Annotated in this window: 26 protein-coding genes; 19 read left to right on the forward strand and 7 right to left on the reverse strand. The window is 72.3% G+C overall.

Going from position 1 to position 26,335, the window contains the following annotated elements:
- Nucleotides 1–33: 33 nt before the first annotated feature.
- Nucleotides 34–234 (reverse strand): hypothetical protein, encoded by a 201-nt coding sequence (locus ACIQNG_RS12065; protein WP_401484309.1) that lies wholly within the window; start codon nt 232–234, stop codon nt 34–36.
- Between the two features lie 42 nt (nt 235–276).
- On the opposite strand from ACIQNG_RS12065, the gene ACIQNG_RS12070 reads away from it, so the two are divergent.
- The gene (locus ACIQNG_RS12070; RefSeq protein ID WP_401484312.1) at nt 277–1,398 is read left to right on the forward strand and encodes a winged helix DNA-binding domain-containing protein; all 1,122 of its coding nucleotides are present in this window, start codon (nt 277–279) and stop codon (nt 1,396–1,398) included.
- A gap of 167 nt (nt 1,399–1,565) precedes the next feature.
- Here ACIQNG_RS12070 and ACIQNG_RS12075 read toward each other — a convergent pair whose 3' ends face one another.
- Nucleotides 1,566–2,354 (reverse strand): S1 family peptidase, encoded by a 789-nt coding sequence (locus tag ACIQNG_RS12075; protein WP_401484314.1) that lies wholly within the window; start codon nt 2,352–2,354, stop codon nt 1,566–1,568.
- A gap of 283 nt (nt 2,355–2,637) precedes the next feature.
- Nucleotides 2,638–5,442 (reverse strand): ATP-binding protein, encoded by a 2,805-nt coding sequence (locus ACIQNG_RS12080; RefSeq protein ID WP_401484316.1) that lies wholly within the window; start codon nt 5,440–5,442, stop codon nt 2,638–2,640.
- A gap of 429 nt (nt 5,443–5,871) precedes the next feature.
- Here ACIQNG_RS12080 and ACIQNG_RS12085 point away from each other — a divergent pair, with 429 nt between their 5' ends.
- Together ACIQNG_RS12085 and gcl are read left to right on the forward strand one after the other, a co-directional pair.
- Nucleotides 5,872–7,548, forward strand: coding sequence for an AMP-binding protein (locus tag ACIQNG_RS12085; protein ID WP_401484318.1), 1,677 nt, complete (start codon nt 5,872–5,874; stop codon nt 7,546–7,548).
- 175 nt (nt 7,549–7,723) lie between these two features.
- Nucleotides 7,724–9,508 carry a glyoxylate carboligase gene (gene gcl / locus ACIQNG_RS12090; protein ID WP_401484320.1) on the forward strand — a complete coding sequence of 595 codons (1,785 nt, stop codon included), beginning with the start codon at nt 7,724–7,726 and terminating at the stop codon, nt 9,506–9,508.
- A 63-nt stretch (nt 9,509–9,571) separates the two neighbouring features.
- Here gcl and ACIQNG_RS12095 read toward each other — a convergent pair whose 3' ends face one another.
- Nucleotides 9,572–9,799, reverse strand: coding sequence for a hypothetical protein (locus tag ACIQNG_RS12095; protein ID WP_401484322.1), 228 nt, complete (start codon nt 9,797–9,799; stop codon nt 9,572–9,574).
- 172 nt (nt 9,800–9,971) lie between these two features.
- On the opposite strand from ACIQNG_RS12095, the gene ACIQNG_RS12100 reads away from it, so the two are divergent.
- A complete protein-coding gene (locus tag ACIQNG_RS12100; protein WP_401484324.1) occupies nt 9,972–10,664 on the forward strand; it encodes an NADPH-dependent FMN reductase in 693 nt (230 codons plus the stop codon).
- 128 nt (nt 10,665–10,792) lie between these two features.
- Here the strand turns inward: ACIQNG_RS12100 and ACIQNG_RS12105 are convergent, their stop codons facing one another.
- Nucleotides 10,793–11,236, reverse strand: coding sequence for a MarR family winged helix-turn-helix transcriptional regulator (locus ACIQNG_RS12105; RefSeq protein WP_401484326.1), 444 nt, complete (start codon nt 11,234–11,236; stop codon nt 10,793–10,795).
- A 125-nt stretch (nt 11,237–11,361) separates the two neighbouring features.
- Here ACIQNG_RS12105 and ACIQNG_RS12110 point away from each other — a divergent pair, with 125 nt between their 5' ends.
- The 5 genes from ACIQNG_RS12110 (at nt 11,362) to ACIQNG_RS12130 (ending at nt 18,167) form a co-directional block, all read left to right on the forward strand.
- Nucleotides 11,362–12,417 (forward strand): SGNH/GDSL hydrolase family protein, encoded by a 1,056-nt coding sequence (locus ACIQNG_RS12110; protein ID WP_401484329.1) that lies wholly within the window; start codon nt 11,362–11,364, stop codon nt 12,415–12,417.
- Nucleotides 12,418–12,508: 91 nt separating this feature from the next.
- Nucleotides 12,509–14,767 carry an iron-containing redox enzyme family protein gene (locus ACIQNG_RS12115; RefSeq protein ID WP_401484331.1) on the forward strand — a complete coding sequence of 753 codons (2,259 nt, stop codon included), beginning with the start codon at nt 12,509–12,511 and terminating at the stop codon, nt 14,765–14,767.
- Entirely contained in the window at nt 14,764–16,659 is a 1,896-nt protein-coding gene (locus ACIQNG_RS12120) for a carbamoyltransferase (protein WP_401484333.1), read from the forward strand. The genes ACIQNG_RS12115 and ACIQNG_RS12120 overlap by 4 nt, the downstream gene beginning before the upstream one ends.
- Nucleotides 16,660–16,923: 264 nt before the next feature.
- Nucleotides 16,924–17,121 (forward strand): hypothetical protein, encoded by a 198-nt coding sequence (locus tag ACIQNG_RS12125; protein WP_401484335.1) that lies wholly within the window; start codon nt 16,924–16,926, stop codon nt 17,119–17,121.
- The gene (locus ACIQNG_RS12130; RefSeq protein WP_401484337.1) at nt 17,118–18,167 is read left to right on the forward strand and encodes a methyltransferase; all 1,050 of its coding nucleotides are present in this window, start codon (nt 17,118–17,120) and stop codon (nt 18,165–18,167) included. Before ACIQNG_RS12125 ends, ACIQNG_RS12130 begins: the two co-directional genes overlap by 4 nt.
- A gap of 365 nt (nt 18,168–18,532) precedes the next feature.
- Here ACIQNG_RS12130 and ACIQNG_RS12135 read toward each other — a convergent pair whose 3' ends face one another.
- Entirely contained in the window at nt 18,533–19,426 is an 894-nt protein-coding gene (locus tag ACIQNG_RS12135) for a 2-hydroxy-3-oxopropionate reductase (protein ID WP_401484339.1), read from the reverse strand.
- Nucleotides 19,427–19,611: 185 nt separating this feature from the next.
- Nucleotides 19,612–20,460 carry a TIM barrel protein gene (locus ACIQNG_RS12140; RefSeq protein WP_401484341.1) on the reverse strand — a complete coding sequence of 283 codons (849 nt, stop codon included), beginning with the start codon at nt 20,458–20,460 and terminating at the stop codon, nt 19,612–19,614.
- Between the two features lie 344 nt (nt 20,461–20,804).
- Here ACIQNG_RS12140 and gvpO point away from each other — a divergent pair, with 344 nt between their 5' ends.
- The 10 genes from gvpO to ACIQNG_RS12190 are packed head-to-tail and all read left to right on the forward strand — an operon-like array spanning nt 20,805 to nt 26,317.
- Nucleotides 20,805–21,092, forward strand: a complete 288-nt coding sequence (gene gvpO / locus ACIQNG_RS12145; RefSeq protein ID WP_401484343.1) for a gas vesicle protein GvpO — start codon at nt 20,805–20,807, stop codon at nt 21,090–21,092.
- Between the two features lie 50 nt (nt 21,093–21,142).
- Complete coding sequence (locus ACIQNG_RS12150) at nt 21,143–21,604, forward strand: gas vesicle structural protein GvpA (protein WP_401426214.1); 462 nt, start codon at nt 21,143–21,145, stop codon at nt 21,602–21,604.
- The gene (locus ACIQNG_RS12155) at nt 21,601–22,347 is read left to right on the forward strand and encodes a GvpL/GvpF family gas vesicle protein (protein WP_401484345.1); all 747 of its coding nucleotides are present in this window, start codon (nt 21,601–21,603) and stop codon (nt 22,345–22,347) included. The genes ACIQNG_RS12150 and ACIQNG_RS12155 overlap by 4 nt, the downstream gene beginning before the upstream one ends.
- Nucleotides 22,348–22,354: 7 nt before the next feature.
- The gene (locus tag ACIQNG_RS12160; RefSeq protein ID WP_401426219.1) at nt 22,355–22,615 is read left to right on the forward strand and encodes a gas vesicle protein GvpG; all 261 of its coding nucleotides are present in this window, start codon (nt 22,355–22,357) and stop codon (nt 22,613–22,615) included.
- Complete coding sequence (locus tag ACIQNG_RS12165; protein ID WP_401484347.1) at nt 22,612–23,517, forward strand: DNA primase; 906 nt, start codon at nt 22,612–22,614, stop codon at nt 23,515–23,517. The genes ACIQNG_RS12160 and ACIQNG_RS12165 overlap by 4 nt, the downstream gene beginning before the upstream one ends.
- Nucleotides 23,514–24,638, forward strand: a complete 1,125-nt coding sequence (locus tag ACIQNG_RS12170; RefSeq protein ID WP_401484349.1) for an SRPBCC family protein — start codon at nt 23,514–23,516, stop codon at nt 24,636–24,638. The genes ACIQNG_RS12165 and ACIQNG_RS12170 overlap by 4 nt, the downstream gene beginning before the upstream one ends.
- Before the next feature lie 2 nt (nt 24,639–24,640).
- A complete protein-coding gene (locus tag ACIQNG_RS12175) occupies nt 24,641–25,021 on the forward strand; it encodes a gas vesicle protein (protein ID WP_401426437.1) in 381 nt (126 codons plus the stop codon).
- Complete coding sequence (locus ACIQNG_RS12180; RefSeq protein ID WP_401484351.1) at nt 25,018–25,851, forward strand: GvpL/GvpF family gas vesicle protein; 834 nt, start codon at nt 25,018–25,020, stop codon at nt 25,849–25,851. Before ACIQNG_RS12175 ends, ACIQNG_RS12180 begins: the two co-directional genes overlap by 4 nt.
- A complete protein-coding gene (locus ACIQNG_RS12185) occupies nt 25,848–26,033 on the forward strand; it encodes a gas vesicle protein (protein WP_401426228.1) in 186 nt (61 codons plus the stop codon). Before ACIQNG_RS12180 ends, ACIQNG_RS12185 begins: the two co-directional genes overlap by 4 nt.
- Nucleotides 26,030–26,317, forward strand: a complete 288-nt coding sequence (locus ACIQNG_RS12190; protein WP_401426230.1) for a gas vesicle protein K — start codon at nt 26,030–26,032, stop codon at nt 26,315–26,317. Before ACIQNG_RS12185 ends, ACIQNG_RS12190 begins: the two co-directional genes overlap by 4 nt.
- Nucleotides 26,318–26,335: the final 18 nt, after the last annotated feature.

Raw genomic sequence — 26,335 nt, forward strand, 5'->3', positions numbered from 1 at the left:
CGGCCCGGTGACCGTCCGGTCCGGCCGGGGTGTTCAGCGGGGCTGCGGGGACGGCGCCGGGGCGGTCCGGAGGCCCGGGGTGAGGGCGGCGCGGGCGCTGTCCGCGAGGGCCGCCGCGCGGTCGGGGTCGGTGAGCCGCCGGGCCGCCGCGCGGTCGGGGTCGGTGAGCCGCCGGGCCGCCGCGAGCGTGGCGCCGACCGTGTCGCGCAGCTCCGCTGACCGGCCGCCTCTCATCGAGGACCGTATCTGTCCGCAAGCGCGACTACCGTGCTGGTCATGAAGGAGACCAAGGCGGCCGGGACGACCGCCGCCCCCGCCCCCGTCCTGACCCCCCGGGACCTCAACCGGGCCACCCTCGCCCGGCAACTGCTGCTCCGGCGGGCGCAGATGTCCCCGTTCGACGCCGTCACCCATCTCGTCGGGCTCCAGGCGCAGGAGGTGAAGCCGCCGTACTACGCGCTCGCCGCCCGGCTCGACGGGTTCGGCACCGGGCAGCTGTCGGAGCTGCTGGCCGCGCGGGACGTCGTACGGATGGCCGGGCTGCGCTCGACCATCCACCTGCACACCGCCGACGACACGCTCACCGTACGGCCCTTCGCGCAGGCCGCGCTGGACCGGGAGCTGAGGATCTTCCGGAAGGGGCTGGTGGGGGTCGACCTGGAGCGGCTGGCGGCGGTGGCGCGGGACCTGGTCGAGGAGGAGCCGCGCACCATGCGCCAGGTGCGGGACGCGCTCGGCGCGCACTGGCCGCGGGCCGACCCGCAGTCGCTGTCCATCGCCGCGCGCTGTCTGCTGCCGCTGGTGCAGGTCACCCCGCGCGGGATGTGGGGGCACAGCAAGCAGGTCGTCGTCACCACCGTCGAGCACTGGCTCGGCCGGCCCGCGGCCCCGCCCGCCGACCGCCAGGACATGGTGCTGCGCTATCTCGCCGCCTTCGGCCCCGCCTCCGTGCGGGACATGCAGACCTGGTGCGGGCTCACCCGGCTGCGGGACGCCTTCGAGGGGCTGCGCCCCCGGCTCCTCACCTTCCGCGACCAGCACGGGGTGGAGCTGTTCGATCTGCCCGACGCGCCCCGCCCGGACGCGGAGACCCCGGCCCCGCCGCGCTTCCTGCCCGAGTTCGACAACGCCCTGCTCTCCCACGCCGACCGCACCCGGGTGGTCCCGGTCGTGCACCACGGGCGCACCTGGCAGGTCAACACCGTCCACCGCCCGCTGCTCGTGGACGGGTTCCTCGCCGGGGTGTGGGGCATCACCGACGACGCCCTGGTCATCGAGCTGTTCGAGCGGCTCACCCCGGCCCGGCGCGAGGAGGTGCTGGCGGAGGGGGAGCGGACCCTCCGGGCGGTGCACCCGGAAGATGCCTACGACGTCCGGTTCGGGACGGTGCTGCCGTGAGCCTCGGACGACGCGACACCATAGGACGGGGCACGACATGGAGCAGGGGGCGCTGCGGGCCGCTCGTGGAGGCCCGCAACGCCCCCTGGTCGTGCACCTGAGCGGTGAGGCTCAGGAAACCGGGGTGCCGGTGGTGATCGTGACGGCCGGGGTGACCGGGCCGTCGGCTATGAGTTGACCTGCGCGGTCACCAGGTCCGAGAAGGTCGTCAGCCGGGCGTACACGCCGGGCAGCCCGGCGCGGGCGCAGCCGTCGCCCCAGGAGGTGACGCCGGCCAGTCGGCCGCCGATCAGGAGCGGGCCGCCGCTGTCGCCCTGGCAGGTGTCCACCCCACCGTTCGTGTACCCGGCGCACACCATGTCACTCGCCACGAAGCGGGTGCCGTAGGAGGTGCGGCAACTGGCGTCGGAGACGGTCGGGACGGTCGCCGTGCGGAGCTGGTTGGAGGAGCTGCCGCCCTCCGAGGTGGTGCCCCAGCCCAGGACCCGGGTGGTGGCGCCGGTCGCGTAGATCCCGGTCTCCGAGGCGGCGACGTACGGGGCGGTCGTGTACGGCATCGACGACGACAGGGTGAGCACGGCCACGTCGTCGCCGCGGGTCACACTGCGGTAGTCGGGGTGGACCCAGATCCTGCTGACCCTGGCCACCGTGCCGTTGGTGCCGTTGAGGTAGGTGCGGCCACCGACCACCCGGACGCTGTTGGTGGTCTCGCCGACCATACAGTGCGCGGCGGTGACGACCTTGGTGGGCGAGACGAGGGTGCCGCCGCAGAACTGGTTCTCCGCGGCGTCGGTGATCTGCATGACGAAGGGGTACGCCGTCGTCGTCGTGGTGGTTCCGCCCACGATGGGGGTAGGGGCGGCGACGGCGGGGGCGCCGGCGAGCGCGGTCGCCGCGGCGGCGGCGCAGGCCGCGAGGGCGACGGCGGTCTTTCTGGCGCGGGTGAGCCCGAACATGAGTCTCCTCAAGGGGTTGCCGGTGGGGGGTCGCGCGGGTGTGGGGGGTGCTGCACGAGGATCTGACGGCCCTTGGGACCGACCGACCCCCGTGTGCCCGGCGAGCGGCACGCCCATTACGCTAGACGGCGGCCCGCCTTGTCCCCAATGAGGGAACCCCCTAGCGGGGCAGGGGAGTTGGGCAGGGAAAACCCTCGGTCGCACGGGTCAAACCCGGACCTCGGAAACCCTGGGAGACCAGCGGAACCCGCGCCGGATCCTCAGTAAACCCAGCGCGGGCGCGTCACACGCGGCGCCCCGCCGCAAGTCTGACGATGTCCACCCGCGATCGGATCCCCAATTTCCGGTAGACCCGGGTGAGCGTGGCCTCCACCGTCTTGACGCTGATGAACAGCCGGGCGGCTATCTCCCGGTTGGTGGCGCCCTCCATCACCAGCGCCGCCACCTGACGCTCCATCGCCGCGAGCCCCTCCAGCGCGTCCAGCTCGGCCGGTTCACCGACCGGCAGCGCCGTGCTCGCGGCGGCGGTCTCCTCCACCTGCCGCAGCCACGGCAGGGCCCGGCAGCGCCGGAACAGCCGGGCCGCCTCGTCGTACGTCGTCGGCCCCGGCCGCCCGGTGCGCAACCGGGCCAGCGCGAACGCGGCCCGCGCCTCCTCCAGTCCGTACCCCAGCTTGGCCAGCCGGTCCTGAACCGACGTCAGCTGCGCCAGGGCGGCGTCCCGTTCGCCGCGCGCCGCCCGCACCAGGGCCTCCGCGCGGTCCAGCACCGCCAGGACGCTCTCCCGGCCCAGCCGCAGCGCCTGCACCCGGGTCACCTCGATGACGTCCTCGGCCTCCGCCAGCTCCCCGACCCGGACCAGGGCCTCGGCGAGATCGCCCTGCCAGCGTCCGCGCGCCGGGTCGGTGATGCCGATGCCGTGCTCCAGTTCGCGGGCCCGGCGCAGCGCCCGCACCGCGGCACCCGCGTCCCCGGCCACCAGATGGGCGTGGCCCAGCGCGGCCAGCGCCCGCGACAGATACATGACGTCGCCGTCCTCCTCGGCGCGCTCCGCCGACTCCCGCGCCAGCGCCAGCGCCCGGCCCAGGTCGCCTCCGGCGGCCTCGGCGAGCGAGGTGAGCATCGCGCTCGCGCTCTCCCCGATGCCCGAGTCCCGCGCCAGCCGCAGACTCTCCCGCGCCAGGTCCAGGGCCCGGCCGCAGGACCCCGAGCGCAACTCGGTCTCCGCGAGGAACCGCACATAGTGCACCTCGCTCTCGGCCATGCCGCGCCGCCGCACCGCGCGCAGCAGCGACGAGATGGTCGTACGGGCCTCGGCGAGCTGGTCGCTCATCAGCAGCCAGCGGAAACGGACCGCGCCGATGCCGTTGTGGTCGCAGGCCACCTGGGGGTCCTGCGGCTCGCGCAGCGCGCGTTTGATGGTGGTGGGCGCGTCCGGGTGGCCCATCAGGGTCTCCATGTGCGCCTGGAAGGCCAGCGCCAGCAGTTCGGTACGGCGGTCCCCCGCCCGTGCCGCGAGACCCGCCGCGTGCGCGGCCTCCTCCCGGCCCTTGTCCATCTCGCCCTCCACGAGCAGCGCCCGCCAGGCCAGCTGATAGCGGACCAGGGCGCGCAGCCGGGGGTCGTCGCCCGCGTCGGACAGCGCCTGCGGGAACACGGCGTCGACCTCGCTCATCGCCTGCCCGGCCGCGTCGATCACCACCATCCAGGCCCGTACCCGGGCCGCCGCCGAGACCGCCCGGGTCAGGACGTCCCGCGCGATGTCCCGGGCGAGATCGGACTCCCCGGCCGTCAGCGCGTCCTCGGCCGCCGTCAGCCGCAGCTCCTCCGGGCCGGGGTCGCCGTCGGCGGGGGTGTGCCGGGCCGCGAGCAGCCCCAGGGACGCGGCGACCGCGGGAGCGCCCCGGTCCCGGGCCAGCGCCGCCGCCTCGGCGAGCCGCGCCGCCGCCTCCGGGTCGGTGCCGGTGGTGGCCAGCGCCAGATGCCGGGCGCGCTCGATGGGGTCGGAGGCCGCCGTGGACAGCGCGGCGTGCGCGTCCCGCCGCTCCTGCGCGGATGCCTCCGCGTACAGCGCGGCGGAGATCAGCGGATGCGCGAACCGTACGGTCGGGCCCTCCGGGTCGGTCGCCAGCAGCCCCAGCGCCGCCGCCTGCGCGGTCTCCGCCTCGGCGTCGGTACGGCCCGCCGCGTGCAGCAGGGACCGGGTCGGCCGGGCGCCCGCGCTGGCCACCAGCAGGGTGCGCCGGGCGTCGGCGGAGAGCATGTCGAGGCGGTGCAGGACCAGCGCCCGCAGCGAGGTCGGCACCGGCAGCGGCTCGCCGGGGCGCGGCGGCACCGGGTTCTCGGCCAGGGCGCGGCCCAGCTCCAGCGCGAAGAGCGGGTTGCCGCCGCTGGTGCGATGGATGTCACGCACGGTGGAGCGCGGCAGCCCGGGATAGCCGCGCTCGTCCAGCAGCGCGGACACATGGGTGCGGGTGAGCGGGCCGAGACGCAGGGCGAGGGTGCCGGGCGGGGACGCGCGCAGATGGTCGTCGTACTCCTGGCCCTCGGTGCGGGCCGCGCACAGCAGCCGTACCGGGAAGTCGCCGAGGCGGCGGGCGGCGAAGCCGAGCAGTTCGGCACTGGCCGGATCCAGCCACTGGAGGTCGTCGGCGACCATCAGGACCGGGCCCTCGGCGGCGAGGGCGCGCAGCGCGGACAGCACCGCGAGCCGCAGGGCCAGCCCGTCGCGCTGGAGGGTGGACTCCCCGCGGCCGGTGAGCGCCGACTCCAGCGCGGTGCGCTGTGCGTCGGGCAGCTTTCCGGACACCTCGTCGAGGACCAGGCCGAGGAGGTCGGCGAGGGCGAGGAAGGGCAGATGGGACTCCGACTCGGTCGCCGAGCAGCGCAGCACGGTCCGCGCGGTCCCGGCGTACTCGGCGGCCAGCGCCCGCAGCACCGTCGACTTCCCGATTCCGGCGGGACCGTGGAGCAGCACACTGCCGCCGCGCCCGAGCTGCTCCCGCGCCGCCGCGAACAGCTCCTCCCGGCCGATGACCAGGTCGGGGCGGCATCGGGCAGGCTCCTGGAGGTCCCGTCGCACGGTCACCGCTCCCTCCGCGTGTCTGGTCCGACAAATTCTAGGCAACGCGCCGTTGAAATCCGGAAGGGCGAGATGGTGAGGGAAATTACAGCCGGGGCTGCGGAGGAGCGTGGGGCGGCAGGGAATGCGGAGGCGGCCCTGCGGGGGCCTCACCGTCGAGTTTCGGTCGACCGCCGGCGCGGAGCCCCCGAGCGGTCCACCAGGCTCCCAGAGGTCGGGCGGTGGCGGGGGCACGGAGTGACGGTGATCACGGCAGCAGCCCCGTTCGCCGGGCCGCCGCCGTCGCCTCGCGCACGCCCCCGCACCACCACTGTTCGCCCCTTCGCCGCGGCACCCACCCCCGTTCGGGGGTGGTGAGACCCGCATCACGGATTACACGATGTCCGGAAGCCGCCCGGCAACGGTCCGGGCCCCCAGGAGAGCAGAGGCGGACAGATGACGACCGCGACCGAGGACTTCCGCGAGGCGCGCGATTTCCTGCTGGAGCACCGCGAGGACTACCGCACGGCCTACGAGGGTTTCCGCTGGCCGAGGCCCGAGCACTTCAACTGGGCCCTCGACTGGTTCGACGCGATCGCCGCCGGGAACGACCGCGCGGCGCTGCACCTCGTGGAGGAGGACGGCACCCGGACCGTGGTGTCCTACGCCGCGATGGCCGAGCGCTCCGACCGGTACGCGAACTGGCTGCGCGGGCACGGCGTCGCCGCCGGGGACCGGATCCTCGTCATGCTCGGCAACCAGACCGAGCTGTGGCTGACCGCGCTCGCCGCGATGAAGCTGCGGGCCGTCGTCATCCCCGCCACCCCGCTGCTGGGCCCCGCCGATCTGCGCGACCGGGTCGCGCGGGGCCGGGTCCGGCAGGTGATCGCGCGGGCCGAGGACACCGCCAAGTTCGCCGAGGTGCCCGGTGCGTACACCCGCATCGCGGCCGGTGCCGCGCCCGAGGGCTGGCTGCCGTACCGGGAGGCCGAACAGGCCCCCGCCGGTTTCGCACCCGACGGCCCCACCCGCGCCGACGACCCGCTGATGCTGTACTTCACCTCCGGTACGACCGCCCGCCCCAAGCTGGTCGAGCACACCCATGTGTCGTATCCGGTCGGCCATCTGTCGACCATGTACTGGATCGGCCTGCGCCCCGGCGACGTCCATCTCAACATCTCCTCGCCCGGCTGGGCCAAGCACGCCTGGTCCAATCTGTTCGCCCCCTGGAACGCCGAGGCGACCGTCTTCCTCCACCACTACACCCGCTTCGACGCGGCCCGGCTGATGGCGGAGATGGACCGGGCCGGGGTCACCACCTTCTGCGCGCCGCCCACCGTGTGGCGGATGCTCATCCAGGCCGACCTGACCCAGCTGCGCACCCCGCCGCGCGAGATCGTCGCCGCCGGGGAGCCGCTCAACCCGGAGGTGATCGAGCAGGTCCGCCGCGCCTGGGGCGGCACCGTCCGGGACGGCTTCGGCCAGACCGAGACCGCCGTGCAGGTCGCCAACAGTCCCGGTCAGCGGCTCAAGACCGGCTCCATGGGCCGCCCCAGCCCCGGCTACCGCGTCACCCTCCTCGACCCGGTCACCGGCGCCCCCGGTGACGAGGGCGAGATCGCCCTGGACCTGTCCGGTCCGGCCGGCCGCCCGGTCGGCCTGATGACCGGCTACCACGGTGACGAGGAACGCACGGCCGAGGCGATGGCCGGCGGCTACTACCGCACCGGCGACCTCGGCTCCCGCGACGCCGACGGATACATCACCTACGTCGGGCGCGGCGACGACGTCTTCAAAGCCTCCGACTACAAGATCTCCCCGTTCGAGCTGGAGAGCGCCCTGCTGGAGCATCCGGCGGTGGCCGAGGCGGCGGTCGTGCCCGCGCCGGACGCGCTGCGGCTCGCCGTGCCCAAGGCGTACGTGGTGCTCGCGGAGGGCTGGGTGCCGGGGCCCGACACCGCGAGGGTGCTGTTCGCGCACGCGCGCGAGGTGCTGGCGCCGTACAAGCGGATCCGCCGGCTGGAGTTCGGGGCGCTGCCCAAGACGGTCTCCGGCAAGATCCGGCGGGTCGAACTGCGGGAGGCGACGGCGGCGGGCTCGGCGGCGGAGTACCGCGAGGAGGACTTCCGCTGAGCCCGACGGTGTCTTGACTGCGCTCGGCTGTCCTCCTACTCTCATTCCAGATAGTAGAAAACTCTTTCCGCAATGTGGAAGTCGAAGGTTGCGGGAAGGGTCACTCGCCATCCGGAAGTACTCACCGCGGGGCGCGACGGGAGTGCGTATCCGACAGCCGAAGCAGGAGTACTCAATGGCTCGTATGACCGCTGCCCGCGCGGCAGTCGAGATTCTCAAGCGCGAGGGCGTCACCGACGCGTTCGGAGTGCCGGGTGCGGCGATCAACCCGTTCTACGCCGCCCTGAAGGCGTCCGGCGGCATCGCCCACACCCTCGCCCGGCATGTCGAGGGCGCCTCGCACATGGCCGAGGGGTACACCCGCACCCGGGCCGGGAACATCGGGGTGTGCATCGGCACCTCGGGCCCGGCCGGCACCGACATGATCACCGGGCTGTACTCGGCGACCGGCGACTCCATCCCGATCCTGTGCATCACCGGCCAGGCCCCCACCGCGGTGATCCACAAGGAGGACTTCCAGGCCGTCGACATCGCCTCCATCGCCAAGCCGGTCACCAAGATGGCGGTCACCGTCCTGGAGGCGGCCCAGGTGCCCGGCGTCTTCCAGCAGGCGTTCCACCTGATGCGCTCGGCCCGGCCAGGACCGGTGCTGATCGATCTGCCGATCGACGTGCAGCTCACCGAGATCGAGTTCGACCCGGACACCTACGAGCCGCTCCCGGTCTACAAGCCCGTCGCCAGCCGCGCCCAGATCGAGAAGGCGCTCACCCTGCTGAACGCCGCCGAGCGCCCGCTGATCGTGGCCGGCGGCGGCATCATCAACGCCGACGCCAGTGAACTGCTCGTGGAGTTCGCCGAGTTGACCGGCATCCCGGTCGTGCCGACGCTGATGGGCTGGGGCGTCCTGCCCGACGACCACGACCTGAACGCCGGGATGGTCGGCCTCCAGACCTCGCACCGCTACGGCAACGCGACCTTCCTGGAGTCCGACTTCGTCCTCGGCATCGGCAACCGCTGGGCCAACCGCCACACCGGCCGCCTCGACGTCTACACCGCCGGACGGACGTTCGTGCACGTCGACATCGAGCCCACCCAGATCGGCAAGATCTTCGCCCCGGACTACGGCATCGCCTCCGACGCCAGGGCCGCCCTGGACCTGTTCGTCACGGTGGCGCGCGAACTGAAGGAGGCCGGGCGGCTGCCCGACCGCTCCGCCTGGGCCGCCGCCGCCCAGGAACGCCGGGCCACCCTCCAGCGCCGCACCCACTTCGACGACATCCCCATCAAGCCGCAGCGGGTCTACGAGGAGATGAACAAGGCGTTCGGACCCGACACCCGGTACGTCTCCACCATCGGCCTCTCCCAGATCGCCGGCGCCCAGATGCTCCATGTCTTCAAGCCCCGGCACTGGATCAACTGCGGTCAGGCGGGCCCCCTCGGCTGGACCATCCCGGCCGCGCTCGGCGTCGCCAAGGCCGACCCGGACACCCTGGTCGTCGCCCTCTCCGGCGACTACGACTTCCAGTTCCTCATCGAGGAACTCGCCGTCGGCGCCCAGCACCGCATCCCCTACGTCCACGTCCTGGTGAACAACTCCTACCTCGGCCTGATCCGGCAGGCGCAGCGCGCCTTCGAGATCGACTTCCAGGTCAACCTGGAGTTCGAGAACCTCAACTCGCCCGAGCTGGGCGTCTACGGCGTCGACCATGTGAAGGTGGCCGAGGGCCTCGGCTGCAAGGCGATCCGGGTGACCGACCCGAACGAACTGGGCGCGGCCCTGGAACAGGCCGTGAAGCTGGCCGCGGAGCACCGGGTGCCGGTGGTGGTGGAGGCGATCCTGGAGCGGGTCACCAACATCTCCATGTCGGGCACCAACGACATCAGCAACGTCGTGGAGTTCGAGGAGATCGCGACCGAGCCGGGGCACGCGCCGACGTCCATCAAGACGCTGAAGGTCTGACGTCCCGCGCAGTGCGGGCCCGGCGCGCACCGTGCCGGGCCTGCGCGCCGCGGGCGTCCTCGGTCAGGGTTCCGAGAGGCCCGGCCAGTCCTGCGGGCCGCCGCCCTGCCACTCGACGAAGTCGGTGTGCTCGACATCGGTCACATAGTGGTCGGCCAGGCGCAGGATCTCGCCGACGTCGTCCAGATGGCTGGCGACGCCCAGGGTCTCGGCGCCCTCGGTGACCCGTCGGGTGCCGTCCAGCGCGGGGGCGTGCACCACGACGTGCGGGCGCGGGGAGGAAGGTGCCATGCCCTCAGGGTGCCGTGCGGGCGGCCGGGCCGCATGTCCGTCGCCCGGGGCGGCGCGAAGTGCTCAGGGGCTCCGCCCACTTGTTCAATCCTATGGAGGACTGTAGTTTTCGAGTCCGGCCCCTGTTGCCCGCCCTGTGCGACCCGCCCCCCGACTCGTGATGGGAAGCGCTATGCACCGAGTGCTCCAGCTCTCCGGCTCCCTGCGCAAGGACTCGCTCAACTCCCGGCTGCTGAGCTGCCTGCCCGCTCTCGCCCCCGGGCTCTTCGAGTGGCGGACCTTCGACGGCCTCGGTGAGCTGCCGCTCTACGACGAGGACGCGGACACCGACGTCCCGCCGCCCGCGGTGGGCCGCTTCCGCCGGGCCGTGGCCGAGTGCGACGGGCTGGTCATCGCCACCCCCGAGTACAACCACTCCCTGCCCGGGGTCCTGAAGAACGCGATCGACTGGGCCTCCCGGCCCAAGGACGCTCCCGCCCTGACCGGAAAGGGCGTCGTGGTGCTGACGGCCACCCCGGCGCGCGCGAGGGGCTTCCGGGGGGTCGCCGACACGGCCGCGATGCTCAACGAACTCGGCAATCTCGTCGTCCCCCAGCCGCAGGCGGTCGTGCATCTGGCCCACCGGGCGCTCGCCACCGACGAGTACGGCGGGGCGAGGCTGCTCGATCCGGAGGCCGCGCGGCTGATCCGGGTCCAGCTGCGTGTGCTCGGCGACCTGCTCGCCCAGGACCAGCCCGGGGCACTGCTGCGCTCGATCCGCACGCACCTCGCCGGCACGTCCGGGACGGCGCCGACGGGGTCCGCGTCGACCCCGCCCGTCCCGAGCGGTCCGGTCCCGAGCGGTCCGGTCCCGGCCTCCGCCTGACCGGGGTTCCCCGGGACCCCGCGATTTCCCAGGGCCCCGTGCCCCTCGGGTGTTCCGCGACCCTCGGGTGTTCCGACCTCAGGTGCTCCGACCTCGGGTGTTCCGACCTCGGGTGCTCCGCGTGACGCCTATCCTTCGCGGGCCTTGAGCCGTTCGGCGAGTTGGACGATCACCGTCAGTTCCGCTTCGGAGGCCACCCGGAAAAGATGGCGGCGCACGGCCTCGGCGTGCGCCGCCTCCATGGCGTCCACGGCCTCGTGCCCCGCGTCGGTCAGGCTGATCTCCACCCCCCGGCCCCCGGGCGCGGTCCCGCGCGCGACGAGCCCGCGCTGTTCCATCCTGGTCAGTTGGTGCGACAGCCGGCTCTTCGACCAGAACATATCGTCCGCGAGGCGCTGCTGACCGAGGCGTTTGTCCGGGGCCTCGTTCAGGCGCATCAACACGCTGTGGTCCGCCGACGACAGGCCCGAAGCGGGCTTCACATCGGCCGCGACCCGGAATCTCAAGAGGTCAGCCACGATGAGGACGGATCTCCACACCTGCTGCTCCGCGTCAGTGAGTGAGGCATTCACCGTCATACCGTACACGGAGCCGATATCGGCCTTCTCTCTTCTTGAATTAGGGTTGACATCTCAACCTAGCGGGATTTACTGTCTGTGTACGCTGACTCGCAAGAGGTGACATGGATACGCATTCGGTGCTCGCGCCCCAGTTAGCGCATTACCAGACGTTCGCCATGCGTGGTGTCCACTGGCTTCCGTACGTCATGTACTTCAACCAGCCGAACTACCGGTCTCCGGTGATCAACACCGATTCCCAGGGCTTCCGCTTCTCCCATGGCGAGAAAGGCAGGTACGCACTGGGTGACGAGTGCCCCGAAGGCCCCGTCAGCCTGCTGATGGGCGGCTCGTCGGCCTTCGGCTTCGGGGCCGGCTCGGACCGCACGACACTGTCGTCGCTGCTCGGTCAGGAGTCCGGCGGGACCTGGCTCAATCTCGCCGCTCCCGCGTTCAACTCGACGCAGGAGGTCCTTCTGTTCCTGCTGCACCGCCATCAGTTGTCCGGGGTCCGGGACGTGGTGATCTTCTCGGGTCTCAACAATCTGGTCGTGGCGGGGCTCCCCGGAGCCGATCAGGGCTACGGCCAGTTCTTCTTCTCCGGTGATTTCTACGGCGAGTTGCGCGGCGTCGAGGCCCGGCGGACCCCCATCTCCCACACGGCGGGCCCGGCAACCGGGCTCCGGCGCCTGCTTCCCCCGGCGCTCTCCCGGCTGCTGTCCCGCCCGGCGCGCGGCGACGCCGCCCCGCCCGGGCCTCCGCTCGCCCGGCGCATCGAGATCGCGGCGGACGCGATCCGCCACGATCTGGACCGACTGATCGATCTGCTGGCCCCCACCGGCGCCCGGGTGAGTTTCGCCCTCCAGCCGGCGCCGCACTGGTGCGGAAAGAAACTCTCCGCCGAGGAGACGGTGCTGCTCGGGGACAACGGGTCGCTCTGGTCCAAGGTGTGGGCCGGATTCCGCCCCGCGCTGGTGGAGGAGGCCCACGCGGGTTACGCGGAGGCGATCGGACGGGCCTGCAAGGAGCGCGGCATCACGTTTGTCGATGTCAATACCTCCCTCCCGCTCGTCGCGGAGAAGGGGGAATGGCTTTTCGTCGATCCGGTGCATCTGAACGACCGGGGGAACGCACTGGTCGCGGAAGTACTGTGCCGTGAATTGAATCTTGGCGAGACCTGGAAGGGAAAACCTTGATCCGCAAGATCATAGAATTCTTCCGTCGGCGTCGCAGGCGGAAGAACGACGGGTCCATATACCCCATGTTCTGAGACGGAAAGGGACCGCCGTGCTCCATCAGGCCCCCGACGCCACGACAGCGGACCGCTTACTGTATTTACGCGCCCTGGACCCGGAGGGGCCACTGTCCCTCGGGGGACTGGACGCGATCGCCTTCGACCAGGAGCCCGGGAACGCGTCGGTGGAGGAACTCGCCGCAGAGGCACACCGATGGGGAGCCGCGGAGGCCACCCGCTTCCGGGAGGAACTCGGGGAGAAGGTCGCCGACGAGTCGGTGGTGCACTGTCTGCTGCTGAACTGCGCCCCCCTCGCCCTGGTGGCCGGCGCCTGGCTCCAGTGGATGTCCAGCGCCGCCAACGGGGACACCGGCCTCGCCCTGGACGTCCTCTCCCTCTACGCCTGCGACCTTGGCGTCGGACACCCGCACGCGGACCGGGGCAGCGCCTTCCGCGCCACCCTCGCCCACCACCGGCTGCCGCTGGACACCGGCGGCATGCACCTCACCTCCCACGACCGGGTGCAGAACTTCAGCTTCCGGCTGCCGGCGCTGCTGATGGCGATGAGCAGACAGCCCGACCGCTACACCCCGGAACTCCTCGGCGCCGATCTGTTCCTCCGCGCGGTGGGGACACCACCCCCGCTCGCCGTACTCCCGGCCTCGGCCCTCGGACCGATGACGGCCCAGGACCTGGACCTCGGATCGGCCCGGACCCCGGCCCGCCCCGGGACCCCGGCCGAGCCGAGCCCCCCGAGCGCGCTGGAGCGGTCCCTGGCCGCCGCCCGGCGCCCGCCCGCCGACCGGCTGCGACGCGGCTTCCACTGGGCCGCCGGGGAGTACGGCCGCTGGTGCGCCCTGGTGCTGCGCGAGGCCGGCCCGGCCGGGTACCCCGAGTACGACGTCTGGCGGCTGCTGTTCAGCCGGGCCCGCCAGGCCGCCGTGTACCACGGGCGGTTCCGGCTGGCCGGGCGTCCGCTCGCCGAGTGGTTCGCGGACATCGAGGCCGGCCCCGGCGACTTCCTCGACGCCCTGGCCGCCAGTCCCCTCGTACGGCCGGGGGACCCCGACCGCAGTCCGCTGGTGAAGGGCCTGATCTCCGAGACGGGCCCGATGTTCCGGGTGTTCACCGACGAGGAGGTCGCCGCGATCCGCCGATGGATCCTGCGGCTCCCGACCGCCGCCCCACCCGGACCCGACGGACGGGACCCGGACGGCAACGTCGGCGGACGGGGCCCGGACGAGGCACGCAGGCGGGACCTGGACGACGTACAACGGACCTGGCTGCGGCACACCGCCGGGAACTCCGCGCAGCCGCCGGACGGACCCCTCCCGGGCTCCCCGGGCTCCCCACGCTCCCTGGGCTCCCCTCGTTCCCCGCGCTCCCCACGGGACGCCTACCACCGGCTGCTCACCCGGCAGGACTCCCCGGCGCTGCGCCGGTTCGCCCACGACTGCGTGCGGCGTCGACTGGCCCGCAGCGCGTACCGGCTGGACGCGGCCCCGCACCAGTTGCCCGCGCACTGGGACCGGGAACAGGGACTGTCCCCCTGGCTGCTGGCCGAACACGACCGCCACGGCGAGGAGTTCACCGGCACCGACCGGCGGACACCGGTGCCCACCCGTGCGGAACTCATCTCCTCGACCCTGCAACTGGCCCCGCTCATCATGATCGACGGGGCCTGGCTCCAGGGATTCACCGACTACCGGCTGGCGTCGTCCCCCGTGGGCCATCTGCTGTTCCGCACCTACTGGGACGAGTTGGGCAACGGGGTGCCCGCGCTGAACCACCCCCGGATCTACCGCGCGCTCCTGAGCCAGATGGGCCACGATCTGCCCCCGACGGCCTCGGCCGCCTTCGCCGAGTGGTCCGGCTTCCACGACGACTCCTTCGACCTGCCCGTCTTCTGGCTGAGCATCTCCAGGTTCCCGAGGACGTTCCAGCCGGAGATCCTCGGGCTCAACCTCGCGATGGAACTGTCCGGGGTGGGCGGCAGCTACCGGTCGGCCCGGGTCGCCCTCAAGAAGTACGGCTTCAGCACCCAGTTCGTCGATCTGCACAACACCATCGACAACGTGGCCACCGGTCACTCCGCCTGGGCGGCCGAGGCCGTGGACCGCTTCATGGAGCAGATCCCCGGTGTCCTCGGCCCCGGTGCGGAGCACCGGATGTGGCGCCGGGTCCGGATCGGCTACCGGTCGCTGACCGCCCCCCGCACCCTCGGCGCCGCGCTCCGCTCGCGGATCAGGACCCGGCGCGCGACGACCGTCCCGTCCCTCCCCCCGCCGCCCGAAGGGGCAGACCCACGATGACTCCCACCACACCCACGACCCCCACGACCCCCACCACACCCACGGCTTCCGTGATTCCCGCCGTGCTCGGCATATCCGCCTACTACCACGACAGCGCCGCGGCGCTGGTGCGCGGCGGGGACATCGTCGCCGCCGCCCAGGAGGAGCGGTTCAGCCGCCGCCGCCACGACCCGGCGTTCCCGGAGCGGGCCGTGGCGTACTGCCTCCAGGAGGCGGGCGCCGCCCTCTCCGACCTCGACGCGATCGCGTACTACGAGCGTCCCTCGCTGAAGTTCCGCCGGGTGCTCGCCACCTACGCCGCCACCGCCCCGCGCGGCTGGCGCTCCTTCAAGGAGACCGTCCCGCAGTGGCTGGCGTGGAAGTCCCGGGCCGAACGGACCGCGCACCGACGGCTCGCGGCGATGGGGGCGGGCACACCCCCGCCGATCGTCACCTACGGCCACCATGAGACCCACGCGGCGTCGGCCTTCCTGCCCAGCCCCTACGAGTCCGCGGCCGTGCTGACGGTCGACGGCGTCGGCGAGTGGACGACGACCTCCGTCTGGCACGGCCGGGGCGACCGGGTGGAACCCGTCGCGGAACTCCGCTTCCCGCACTCCCTCGGCCTGCTCTACTCGGCGTTCACCTACTTCTGCGGGTTCAAGGTGGACTCGGGCGAGTACAAGGTGATGGGCCTGGCGCCCTACGGCCGTCCGCGCTACGCGGCGCTGATCAAGGAGAAGCTCGTCGACATCCGGGAGGACGGCTCCTTCCGGCTGAACACCGACCACTTCGCGTTCCTCCAGGGCCAGGTGATGACGGGACGCGCCTTCGAGCGGCTGTTCGGCGGCCCCCGGCGCGTCCCCGAAGGACCGCTGACCGAGCGGGAGTTCGACCTCGCGGCCTCCGTGCAGCAGGTGACCGAGGAGATCATGCTCAAGCTGGCGGCGACGGCCCGGCGGTGGACCGGGGAGTCCCGGCTCTGCCTGGCCGGCGGCGTCGCCCTGAACTGTGTGGCGAACGGCCGCATCGTGGAGCGGGGCCTGTTCGAGGAGGTGTGGGTGCAGCCCGCGGCCGGTGACGCCGGGGGAGCGCTCGGCGCGGCCCTGCTCGCCGCCCGCCACGACGGCGGCCGGAGCCATGTGCCGCACGGCGGTGACGCCATGAAGGGCTCCCGCCTCGGACCGGGCTACGACGACGAGACGATCCGGCGCTTCCTCGACCAGCACGGCTATCCGTACCGCAGGATGCGCGGCCCGGAACTGAGCCGCGCGGTCGCCGAGGAACTGGCGGCGGGCAAGGTGGTGGGCTGGTTCTCCGGACGGATGGAGTTCGGGCCCCGGGCCCTGGGCTCCCGCTCCATCCTCGGCGACGCCCGCAGCCCGCAGATGCAGTCCACGATGAACCTCAAGATCAAGTTCCGGGAGTCGTTCCGGCCGTTCGCCCCCATCGTGCTCGCCGAGGACACCGAGCAGTACTTCGACCTCAAGCAGTCCAGCCCCTACATGCTGATCGTCGGCCAGGTCGCCGAGCGGCAGCGCACCGCGGGGGCGCCGGAGACGGCCCCCGACACCCTCGCGGCCGGTGAGCGGCTGCGCTCCGTCCACAGCACCATTCCCGCCGTCACCCATGTCGACCACTCCTCGCGGATCCAGACCGTCGACAAGGAACGGGACGCCGCGCTGCACGGACTGCTCAGTGACTTCAGGGATCTGACGGGGTGTTCCGTCCTGGTGAACACCTCGTTCAACGTGCGCGGTGAACCCATCGTGGCCAGCCCCGCCGACGCCTACCGCTGCTTCATGCGCACCCACATCGATCTGCTGGCCATCGGCGGCTTCCTGCTCGACCGGACCGAACAGCCGAAGTGGTCCGAGGACGGCGACTGGCGGGACGAGATCCCTCTCGACTGACAGCCGACCGGCCCCCGAGCGACCCCGCCCGGCTCCGGAGCCGACCGGGCTCCGCTGAGCGGCCTCGCCCGCGTCCGCCCGGCGTCGGAGCCGACCCGCGGCTCCGCTGAGCGGCCCCGACTGCCCCGCCCGGCCCGGCCCGGACCCGACCCGGCTCCGCCGAGCACCCCCGACTGCCCGGACTGCCCCGCCCGCGCCCGCCCGCCCGCGCCCGCCCGGCCCCCGACCCGACCCCGGCTCTGCCGAGAAGTGGACCCCCAACCCATGAGACTCCTTCGCGATGCCGTGGTGACGACGGCCCTGTTCCTCCTCTACGCGGTGGTCTTCGTGCCCCTCGGAGTGCTGTCCCGGGTCGTGCGTGACCCCCTGGACCGGCGTCCGTCCGCCCGCCGTCCCTCCTACTGGCACCGGCTCGGCGAGAGCCGGCCCGCCGCCCCCGCCCGCCCGAGGAGCGCCGTATGACCACCCCGCCGTCCCCCGCGCCCCGTCCGACGACCGCCGACACCCAGCGCATGGCACAGTTGCTCGCGGGCTTCCAGCAGTCCCAGGCGCTGCACGCCTTCGCCGAACTCGGCGTGGCGACCGCCCTTCTCGACGGCCCGCTCCCGCTCGGGGAACTCGCCGACGTCACGGCGACCGACCCGGACGCCCTCCTGCGGCTGCTGCGGTTCCTGTCCGGGATCGACGTGGTGTCGTACGAACCCGACGGGGTGTTCGCGCTGACCGCGCTGGGGGCGACCCTGGCCGACGGGCCGGGCTCGGTGCGGGCACTGGCCGCGTTCTGGATGCAGACCCACTACATCCCGTTCAGCGATCTGCCGACCACGATCCGCACCGGTGAGCCCGCCTTCGAGGCGCACTTCGGCAGGACCTTCGGCGACTGGCTGGGGGACCACCCCCGCTACCTGGACAGCCTCTTCGGCGCGATGAGTGAGGTGGCCCGCTGGATCAAGGTCGATCTGCTGACGGGCTACGAACTCCCGCCGGGGCGGGTCGTCGCCGACATCGGCGGCTCCGACGGCACCCTGCTCGCCGGTCTGATCGCCTCCGACGCCGAACGGCGGGGCATCGTGCTGGATGTGCCGGGCGCGGTGCCGGCGGCGGCCAAGCGGCTGACCGAACTCGGCGTCGCCGACCGGGTCAAGGCCGTCGGAGGGGACTTCTTCACCGAGGTCCCGTCGGCGGACGTCTATCTGCTCTCGACGGTCCTGCACGACTGGAACGACGACCAGTGCGCGACGATCCTCGCCAACATCGCCCGGGCCGCGCACCCGGGAGCGCGTCTCGTCGTTCTGGAGGCGGTGCTGCCGGACACCGACGCACCCCATCCGGCCAAGTTCAACGACCTGGCGATGCTGGGGGTGGGGGCGGGCCGGGAGCGCAGTCACGCGGAGTACGCGGAACTCCTGGCCACCGCCGGGTTCACCCCGACCCGTCACCTCCCGGGCCCCTCCTACAACCCGTTCTCCCTCCTGGAAGCCAGGCTGGAGGACAGGGTGGAGGACTGAGGACGGGCCGTGCTCGGCCGGGTCCGCGGCGGCGGGCGATGGTCCCGGAGCCGCTTCACTCAGGTCGAGAAGCGGTTCCGGGACGTTGACCACCGCACTGGCTCGCTCGCCGCCGCGGTTCCTTGCCGGGCCCGCCGTACCGGTCGACCACCCCTCATCCGGGTCGCCGGCGGCGGGCCGACGCGTGCGGTGCTCCGACCTCCCGTCGGGGTACCGCACGCCGCCTGGTGGATCGGGTCCCGCACGCAGCGTGGACGTGGGGGACGTGCGGAGGGTATGGGACATGGATTCCGGGCGGTGCCGGCGCCTGGGCGCGACAGGACAGGTGTCGACGCCGACACCGCCCGGAGGCAGGGGGGAGCGGGTCAGACCTGGGTGCCCGACAGGCGCTCCACGGACCGCAGCAGTGCGGAGTGGTCGAGCCCTCCGTCGCCCTGGGCGCGCAGGGAGGCGACGAGTTGGGCGACCACGGCACCGACCGGCAGGGCGGCGCCCACGTTCCGGGCGGCGTCGGTGACGATCCCCATGTCCTTGTGGTGCAGGTCGATCCGGAAGCCCGGCTTGAAGTCCCGGTTCAGGAAGTTGTCCTTCTTGCGGGTCAGCACGGTCGAGCCGGCGAGTCCGCCGTTGAGGACGTCCAGTGCGGCCCCGAGGTCCACCCCGGACTTCTCCAGGAAGACCACGGCTTCGGCGCACGCCTGGATGTTCACGGCGACGATGAGCTGATTGGCCGCCTTCACGGTCTGGCCCGAGCCGTGCGGACCGCACAGCACGACGGTCTTGCCGAGCGCGTCGAACACGGGCTTCGCGAAGTCGAAGTCGGCCCGCTCACCGCCGACCATGATGGACAGCACGGCCTCGATCGCCCCGGCCTCACCGCCGGACACCGGGGCGTCCAGCACCCGGACGCCCTTCTCCTTCGCGGCGGCGGCCAGATCGACGGAGGTCTGCGGGGTGATCGAGGACATGTCGATCAGCAGCGCCCCGGACCGGGCGTTCGCCAGGATGCCGTCCGGGCCGTAGGCGATGGCCTCGACCTGCGGGGACGCGGGCACCATCGTGATGATCACGTCGGCGTCCCGGACCGCCTCGGCGATCGACGCGGCGACGCTCCCGCCGGCCGCGGCCAGCCGGTCCAGCTTCGCCTGCTCCAGGGTGTACCCGGTGACGTCGTAACCCGCCTTGATCAGGTTCTCGGACATGGGCGAGCCCATGATCCCGAGCCCTATCCAGGCGATCTTCGGGAGAGTGGTGGACATAGAGGGTGCCTCTCTGACTACGGAGACTACGGATCTGGCCGCGGAGGGGGCGGCCGTGCAGGGGCCGCGGAAGGGGTTGCGGAAGTGGCTGCGAAGCCGGACGGGTCCGGGGCGACGGTGCGGGGGCGACGGTGCCGGTGCGGGGGTGCGGGTGCGGGGGTGCGGGGGTGACGGCCCCCGAGGCGCTACGACGTCCCGCGCGCGGCGTCCGGCAGCCAGTCGAACGCGTCCGCCGCACCGGCCTTGTACTCCAGGCCGACCCAGCCGTCGTACCCCGCCTTGCCGAGCTGTTCGAGCAGGTCGGCCAGGGGCAGCGTGCCCGTGCCGGGAGCGCCGCGCCCCGGGTTGTCCGCGATCTGCACATGCCCGGTCCGGTCGGCGTAGGCGGCGATCACCTGGGGCAGGTCCTCGCCGTTCATCGACAGGTGGTACAGGTCCATCAGGAACCGCGCGTTGTCCAGCCCGGTCGCCTCGTTGACCCGGTCGACGACCGCGACGGCGGCGGGCGCGGACACCAGCGGGTACCTGGGTGACTCGGGCCGGTTGAGCGCCTCGATCAGCAGGATCGCGCCGATCCGGTCGGCGGCGCGGGCGGCCAGGGCCAGGTTCTCCAGCGCCAGGGCGTCCTGCTCGGCCGGGTCGACTCCGTCCACGCGGTTGCCGTACAGCGCGTTGAGCGCGGGGCAGCCGAGGGAGGCGGCGAGACCGGCCGCCACGTCGATGTTGGCCCGGAACCGCTCCGACTCCTCGCCCGGCACCGACAGGGCGCCCCGGTCGGGGCCGGGGAGCTGACCGGCGTAGAAGTTCAGGCCGGTGAGCCGTACGCCCGCGTTCTCCACGGCCCGCTTGAGCGCGTCCACCCGGGACGGCTCGGGGGTGGGGGTGTCGATCCAGGGCCACCACAGCTCGACCGCGGAGAAACCGGCCGCCGCCGCGGCGGCCGGGCGCTCCAGGAGCGGGAGTTCCGTGAAGAGGATCGACAGGTTGACGCTGAAGCGCCGGTCTGCGGCAGTGCTCGATTCGAAACCTGGCATCGGAGCCGCGCTCCCTTCCGTGTCGCCGGCTGTGCCGTCATCCGATCTTCCGTCAAAGTTTCCGTACTGCGGAAGTTCGTTTCTGCTTAATGGAAGATTGCCGTCGGTGGGCGGGGGTTGTCAAGGGGGTGGCGGCACGGAGCGCGCCGGGCGGGCGGCGACCGGGGCGGGCCTTCGCGCCGACGATCCACCGCACGAGGTTTGGTTCCCGGGCACAGGGCCACCCGGAGAGCAGAGCGCCACCGCGTCCGCGCGACGGCCGCCACGACAACCCACAGACCCGCGATCCACCAGCGATCCGAGTGACCCACAGACCAGCGACCCAGAAGACCGAGGACATCACCATGACCGACGACGACCGGCCGCCCGCGGCGGAGGTGCTGAGTCAGGCACGTGATCAGTTCGGCGGGCTCACCGGCATGACGGCGGAGAACGTCTCGTCCTTCGAGCGCACGGAGGACGGCTGGAGTCTGGAGTTCGAGGTGGTCGAGCTGGCCAAGATCCCGGACACGATGAGCCTGATGGCGAGCTACCGCGTCGACCTCGACGCCCAGGGGCAGCTCACCGGCTACCGGCGCGTGCGCCGCTACGAGCGGGGCCGCTCCGACCCACAACGAGCCGACGGCCGCTGAGCACCCGCGGCCACCGGCACCACACTTCCCGGCAAGGAGGCCCGACCGACATGACCGTAGTCCCGGCACAGCAAGCCGGCGGTGGAGGCGGCGGAGGCAGTCTCTACGACGTTCTGGAACTCGTTCTCGACAGGGGACTCGTCATCGACGCGTTCGTCCGTGTCTCCCTGGTCGGCATCGAGATCCTCAAGATCGATGTGCGGGTCGTCGTCGCCAGCGTCGACACGTACCTGCGCTTCGCCGAAGCGTGCAACCGGCTCGACCTGGAGGCCGGGCCGCACAAGACCCCCGGCCTGCCCGACATGGTCGGCGAGATCACGGAATCCGGCGCCCGCGGCAAGTCCAAGGGCGCGCTGAGCGGCGCGGCGGAGACCGTCTCCGACGCGTTCCGGCAGGCCCGGGACGGCGGCTCGTCCCAGGAGGGTGAGAAGGAGCGCGAGCCCAGGCCGCGGGCGCGCAAGGCCACGTCCGCGCGCCGCAAGGAGCGACAGGACGGGGAGGAGGGGGCATGAACACCTACGTCTACGGCATCACCGCCCGTTCGCACGACGCCCTCCCCGAGGGACTGAGCGGGGTCGGCGATCCGCCGAGGCCCGTGCGCCTGCTGGAGCAGGGCGATCTGATGGCCGTCGTGAGCGACGCGCCGCCGGATCTGCGGCCCAAGCGCCGTGAACTCCTCGCCCACCAGAAAGTGCTCGGCGAGGCGGGCGCCACCGGCTGTGTGCTGCCCATGCGGTTCGGCAGCGTCGCCCCCGACGACAGCACGGTCACCGGGGTCCTGGCCGAGCGCGCCGAGCATTTCGCCGAGCGCCTCGGCGCCCTGGACGAGAAGACCGAGTACAACGTCAAGGCCACCCACGAGGAAGAGGCCGTACTCCACCGGGTCCTGGCCGACACCCCCGAGCTGCGGGAACTGGCCGAGGCCAACCGCCGCTCCGGCGGCGGGAGCCAGGAGCAGCAGCTCCGGCTCGGCGAGATGATCGCCACCGCCGTGCGGGCCCAGGAGACGCGGGACGAGGCGGCCCTGCTGGAGCGCCTGCGGCCCAAGGCCGCGGACATCAGCGTGGGACCCGCCTCGACCGGCTGGCTGGCCAATGTGTCCTTCCTCCTGGACCGCGACGCGGTCGGGGAGTTCCTGGACGCGGTGGACGAGCTGCGCCGAGCGGCCCCGCACCTCCAGCTGAACGTCAACGGACCGCTGCCCCCGTACAGCTTTGTCGAGCCCGGACCGTCCGGACCCGCGGAGACGAAGTAGGCCCGCCATGGGACTGATCTCGGAAGTTCTGCTCCTGCCCCTCGCCCCGGTGCGCGGCAGCGCGTGGGCGATCGAACAGGTCGTGAAGGAGGCCGAGCGCATCTACTACGACCCCTCGGGGATCAGCGCCGAACTCGCCCGCCTGGAAAGGGCGTTGGAGGACGGGGAGATCACCGAGGAGGAGTTCGACCGGCGGGAGGACGAGCTGCTCGACCGGCTGGAGGAGACGAAACAGTTCACCTACGGATGGGATGACAGGACGTCATGAACCGGATGATGATGGGCCTCGCGATCGGGGCGGGCTACTTCCTCGGCCGGACGAGGAAACTGAAACTGGCCATCGGTGTCGGCACCTTGGTCGCGGGTAAGCGGCTCAATCTGAGCCCCGCGGCCGTCGCCGACCTGGTCTCGCGCGGACTGAAGGACAATCCGCAGCTCAAGAGCCTCCGCGACGAACTGGGGCCCGATCTGCGCGGGGTCGGCAAGGCCGCGACGGGCGCACTGGCCGAACGCCAGATGCAGGCGCTCGCCGACCGGCTGCACGGCCGTACCGCCGGGGTCCGCGACCGGCTCGCGGGCGTCTCGCCCGACACGGACTCCGATGCCGATGCCGATGCCGACGCGGATGAGGATGCCGACGAGGAACCCGAGGAGCGGGCGGAGGACCGGGAGGAGTCCCGGGACGACGCGGACTTCGAGGACTACGAGGACGACGAGGCCGACGAGGACGAGGCGGCCGACGAGACCGATGAGGACGAGGCGGCCGACGAGACCGACGGGGCCGACGAGGCCGACGAGGCCGACGAGGACGAGGCGGCCGGCGAGACCGACGGGGCCGACGAGGCTGACGAGGACGAAGGGGCCGACGAGGACGAAGGGGCCGAGGAGAAACCGGCCCGGTCGGGCGGCGCCCGCAAGAGCACGGCCCGCCAGAGCACGGCCCGTAAGAGCGCGCCCCGCAAGGACAGTGCGCGCAAGGCCCCGGCACGCAAGGGATCCGCGCAGAAGCCCGCCGCCAAGACCGCCGCGCGCAAGCCGCCGGCGAAGAAGACCACCGCGCGGAAGTCGACCGGCGGCACGTCGGCGGCGCAGAAGAGCACGGGCGCCCGCAAGCAGGCCACCAAGAGCGCCTCGCGGGCAGGAGGACGGAAGGGAGGCGGTGAGCGATGACCCCGAACCCGGTGTCACAGGCGCAGAAGACCGCCGGTGAGGCCACGGGCGGCGGCCCCCTCACCGACCTGGCCCACAGCGAGGCTGCCGACCGGCTCAAGGAAGAGGTGCGGGACTACTTCGCCGCACAGGCCGAGCGGGTGCTGTCCGGGGTCGGTCACAAACTGGGCGAGGCCACCGGCAAGCTGGACGGCATCGCCCAGGGCGACAGCCCCGGCCTGGCCTCCCTCGCCCTGGACGGCGGGCGCAAGCTCGCCGAGGGGAAGGGGCCGTTGCGCTCCGCCCTGGAGATGGGCGCGTCCCGCGCGAAGGACAGCGTGACCGGCGCCCTCAAGAACCTCGGCGGCGGCAGCAAGCGCAAGGACTCCCCGGGCAAGAAGCCGACCGTCATCATCGAACAGGTCGATGTCGGCGTACCGCTGCGGACGGCCTACGACCAGTGGACGCAGTACCAGGACTTCTCCTCCTTCGCGAAGGGTGTCACCAGCGCGAGCCGCGCGGACGACGTGGAGTCGGACTGGCGGCTGAAGATCCTCTGGTCCAGCCGGAGTTGGAAGGCGTCGACCACTGAGCAGGTCCCGGACGACCGGATCGTCTGGACGTCGGAGGGCGCCAAGGGCACCACGAAGGGTGTCGTCTCCTTCCACCGGATCGCGGACAGCCTCACCCGCATCGTGCTGGTGATCGAGTACTACCCCGCCGGTTTCTTCGAGAAGACCGGCAACATCTGGCGGGCCCAGGGCCGTCGGACCCGGCTCGACCTGAAGAACTTCGCCCGTTACATCAGTCTCAAGGGCGAGGAGCCGGAAGGCTGGCGCGGCGAGATCAGTGACGGCGAGGTCGTCGTCTCCCACGAGGACGCCGTCGCCGAGGAGGAGAACGACGGAGAGGACAACGAAGGAGAGGGCAACGAAGAGGAGGAGAACGAAGGGGAGGCGGAGTACGAGGACGACGAACTCGAAGACGCCGAAGACGCCGAGGACGCCGACGCCTCCTACGAGGACGAGCCGGCGGACGGCGAGGAGGACGGCTACGACGACGAGGCCGCGTACGAAGAGGTCGACGAAGAGGACGAGGAGGACGAGGAAGCCCCCCGTCGCGAGCAACGGAGCCGGCGGTGACCATGTCCGACCGGCTGCCCGAACCACCCCCCGGACGCGGGATGAGCCCCTACGCGCAGGGCGGCAGCGCGAATCTCGCCGACATCCTGGAACGCGTCCTGGACAAGGGCATCGTGATAGCCGGTGACATCCGGATCAACCTGCTCGACATCGAACTGCTCACCATCAAGCTGCGGCTGATCGTCGCCTCCGTCGACAAGGCGAAGGAGATGGGCATCGACTGGTGGGAGACCGACCCGGCCCTCTCCAGCCGCGCCCGCCGTGACGAACTCCAGCGCGAGAACACGGAGTTGCGCGAACGGCTCGCCCGGCTGGAGGAACTGGAGACGGGCCACAGCGACGAGGTGACCCGCCCCGCCCGCGCCAGAAGGGAGCGACGATGACCGACCTGCGCTACGTCTACGCCGTCTGCCGCCCCTTCGACACCCCGCCGCCCGCCGCTCTCACCGGCGTCGCGGGCGGGCACCCCCGCCTCCTGCACCACGGGGATCTGGTCGCCGTGGTCGCCGACGTGCCCGAGCGGGACTTCGCCGAGGAGCCGCTCCACGCCCATCTGGAGGACCTCGACTGGCTGGGCGAGACCGCGCGGGCCCATGAACGCGTCATCGACGCGTGCAGCGGCCTCACCACCACCCTGCCGCTGCGCCTCGCCACCGTCTTCCATGACGACGAGGGCGTACGCCGGATGCTCACGGCCCAGGACGCGGCCCTGCGCAGCACGCTCGACCGCCTCGAAGGCCGCGTCGAATGGGGTGTGAAGGTCTACGCGGAACCCGAGGACGAACCCGCCGGGAGGAACGCGGGCCAGGGGAGCGCGGGCGAGGGGAGCGTCGGCGAGGAGAACGCGGGCAGGACGACCGACCGCCCGGCCTCCGGCCGGGACTACCTGCGGCAGCGGCGCCACGCGGTGCGGGCGCGGGAGGACACCTGGGAGCGGGCGGAGCGGTTCGCGAACCGGCTGCACACCGACCTCACCGCCCACGCGGAGGCCGCCCGGCTGCACCCCCTCCAGTCCGGCCCCCTCGCCACCACGCCGGGGCACAACGTGCTCAACGCCGCCTACCTCCTGCCCCGTACGGGCTCGCGCGCGTTCATGGACCTCGTGGAGGGCGTGCGGGGGACGGAGCCGGGGATCAGCGTCCAGCTCACCGGCCCCTGGGCGGCGTACTCCTTCATCGGGGACGCCCTGGGCCAGGAGGAGGCACGCCGATGACCGTCGCCGAACACCGTGAGGTCGCCCTCGTGGACCTGCTCGACCGGCTGCTCGCCGGCGGGGTGGTCATCAGCGGGGACATCACCTTGCGTATCGCGGACGTCGACCTCGTCCGTATCGACCTCCAGGCGCTGATCAGCTCCGTGCGCCGGGAGATCCCCGCACCCTGGGAGCTGCCATGACCGACCGCCCCCGCTCCCGGGTCGAGCTGGATCCCGACACCGTCGAGCGTGACCTGGTGAAACTCGTCCTGACCGTGGTCGAGTTGCTGCGCCAGCTGATGGAACGACAGGCGCTGCGCAGGGTCGACCAGGGTGACCTCAGCGAGGAACAGGAAGAACGCATCGGACTCACCCTGATGCTGCTGGCCGACCGCATGGCCGAACTGCGCGACCGTTACGGCCTGCGCCCCGAGGACCTGAACCTCGACCTCGGTCCGCTGGGCCCGCTCCTGCCGAGGGATTGACCGCCCCCGACCAGGATG

Source organism: Streptomyces sp. NPDC091377, assembly GCF_044757045.1.
In the GTDB taxonomy this organism is placed as follows: Bacteria; Actinomycetota; Actinomycetes; order Streptomycetales; family Streptomycetaceae; genus Streptomyces.

Coding starts and splice junctions, on each gene's coding strand:
- ACIQNG_RS12065 (WP_401484309.1), bottom strand. CDS start 234: ATGAGAGGCGGCCGGTCAGCGGAGCTGCGCGACACGGTCGGCGCCACG.
- ACIQNG_RS12070 (WP_401484312.1), top strand. CDS start 277: ATGAAGGAGACCAAGGCGGCCGGGACGACCGCCGCCCCCGCCCCCGTC.
- ACIQNG_RS12075 (WP_401484314.1), bottom strand. CDS start 2,354: ATGTTCGGGCTCACCCGCGCCAGAAAGACCGCCGTCGCCCTCGCGGCC.
- ACIQNG_RS12085 (WP_401484318.1), top strand. CDS start 5,872: ATGACGACCGCGACCGAGGACTTCCGCGAGGCGCGCGATTTCCTGCTG.
- gcl (WP_401484320.1), top strand. CDS start 7,724: ATGGCTCGTATGACCGCTGCCCGCGCGGCAGTCGAGATTCTCAAGCGC.
- ACIQNG_RS12095 (WP_401484322.1), bottom strand. CDS start 9,799: ATGGCACCTTCCTCCCCGCGCCCGCACGTCGTGGTGCACGCCCCCGCG.
- ACIQNG_RS12100 (WP_401484324.1), top strand. CDS start 9,972: ATGCACCGAGTGCTCCAGCTCTCCGGCTCCCTGCGCAAGGACTCGCTC.
- ACIQNG_RS12120 (WP_401484333.1), top strand. CDS start 14,764: ATGACTCCCACCACACCCACGACCCCCACGACCCCCACCACACCCACG.
- ACIQNG_RS12125 (WP_401484335.1), top strand. CDS start 16,924: ATGAGACTCCTTCGCGATGCCGTGGTGACGACGGCCCTGTTCCTCCTC.
- ACIQNG_RS12130 (WP_401484337.1), top strand. CDS start 17,118: ATGACCACCCCGCCGTCCCCCGCGCCCCGTCCGACGACCGCCGACACC.
- ACIQNG_RS12135 (WP_401484339.1), bottom strand. CDS start 19,426: ATGTCCACCACTCTCCCGAAGATCGCCTGGATAGGGCTCGGGATCATG.
- ACIQNG_RS12140 (WP_401484341.1), bottom strand. CDS start 20,460: ATGCCAGGTTTCGAATCGAGCACTGCCGCAGACCGGCGCTTCAGCGTC.
- gvpO (WP_401484343.1), top strand. CDS start 20,805: ATGACCGACGACGACCGGCCGCCCGCGGCGGAGGTGCTGAGTCAGGCA.
- ACIQNG_RS12150 (WP_401426214.1), top strand. CDS start 21,143: ATGACCGTAGTCCCGGCACAGCAAGCCGGCGGTGGAGGCGGCGGAGGC.
- ACIQNG_RS12155 (WP_401484345.1), top strand. CDS start 21,601: ATGAACACCTACGTCTACGGCATCACCGCCCGTTCGCACGACGCCCTC.
- ACIQNG_RS12160 (WP_401426219.1), top strand. CDS start 22,355: ATGGGACTGATCTCGGAAGTTCTGCTCCTGCCCCTCGCCCCGGTGCGC.
- ACIQNG_RS12165 (WP_401484347.1), top strand. CDS start 22,612: ATGAACCGGATGATGATGGGCCTCGCGATCGGGGCGGGCTACTTCCTC.
- ACIQNG_RS12170 (WP_401484349.1), top strand. CDS start 23,514: ATGACCCCGAACCCGGTGTCACAGGCGCAGAAGACCGCCGGTGAGGCC.
- ACIQNG_RS12175 (WP_401426437.1), top strand. CDS start 24,641: ATGTCCGACCGGCTGCCCGAACCACCCCCCGGACGCGGGATGAGCCCC.
- ACIQNG_RS12180 (WP_401484351.1), top strand. CDS start 25,018: ATGACCGACCTGCGCTACGTCTACGCCGTCTGCCGCCCCTTCGACACC.
- ACIQNG_RS12185 (WP_401426228.1), top strand. CDS start 25,848: ATGACCGTCGCCGAACACCGTGAGGTCGCCCTCGTGGACCTGCTCGAC.
- ACIQNG_RS12190 (WP_401426230.1), top strand. CDS start 26,030: ATGACCGACCGCCCCCGCTCCCGGGTCGAGCTGGATCCCGACACCGTC.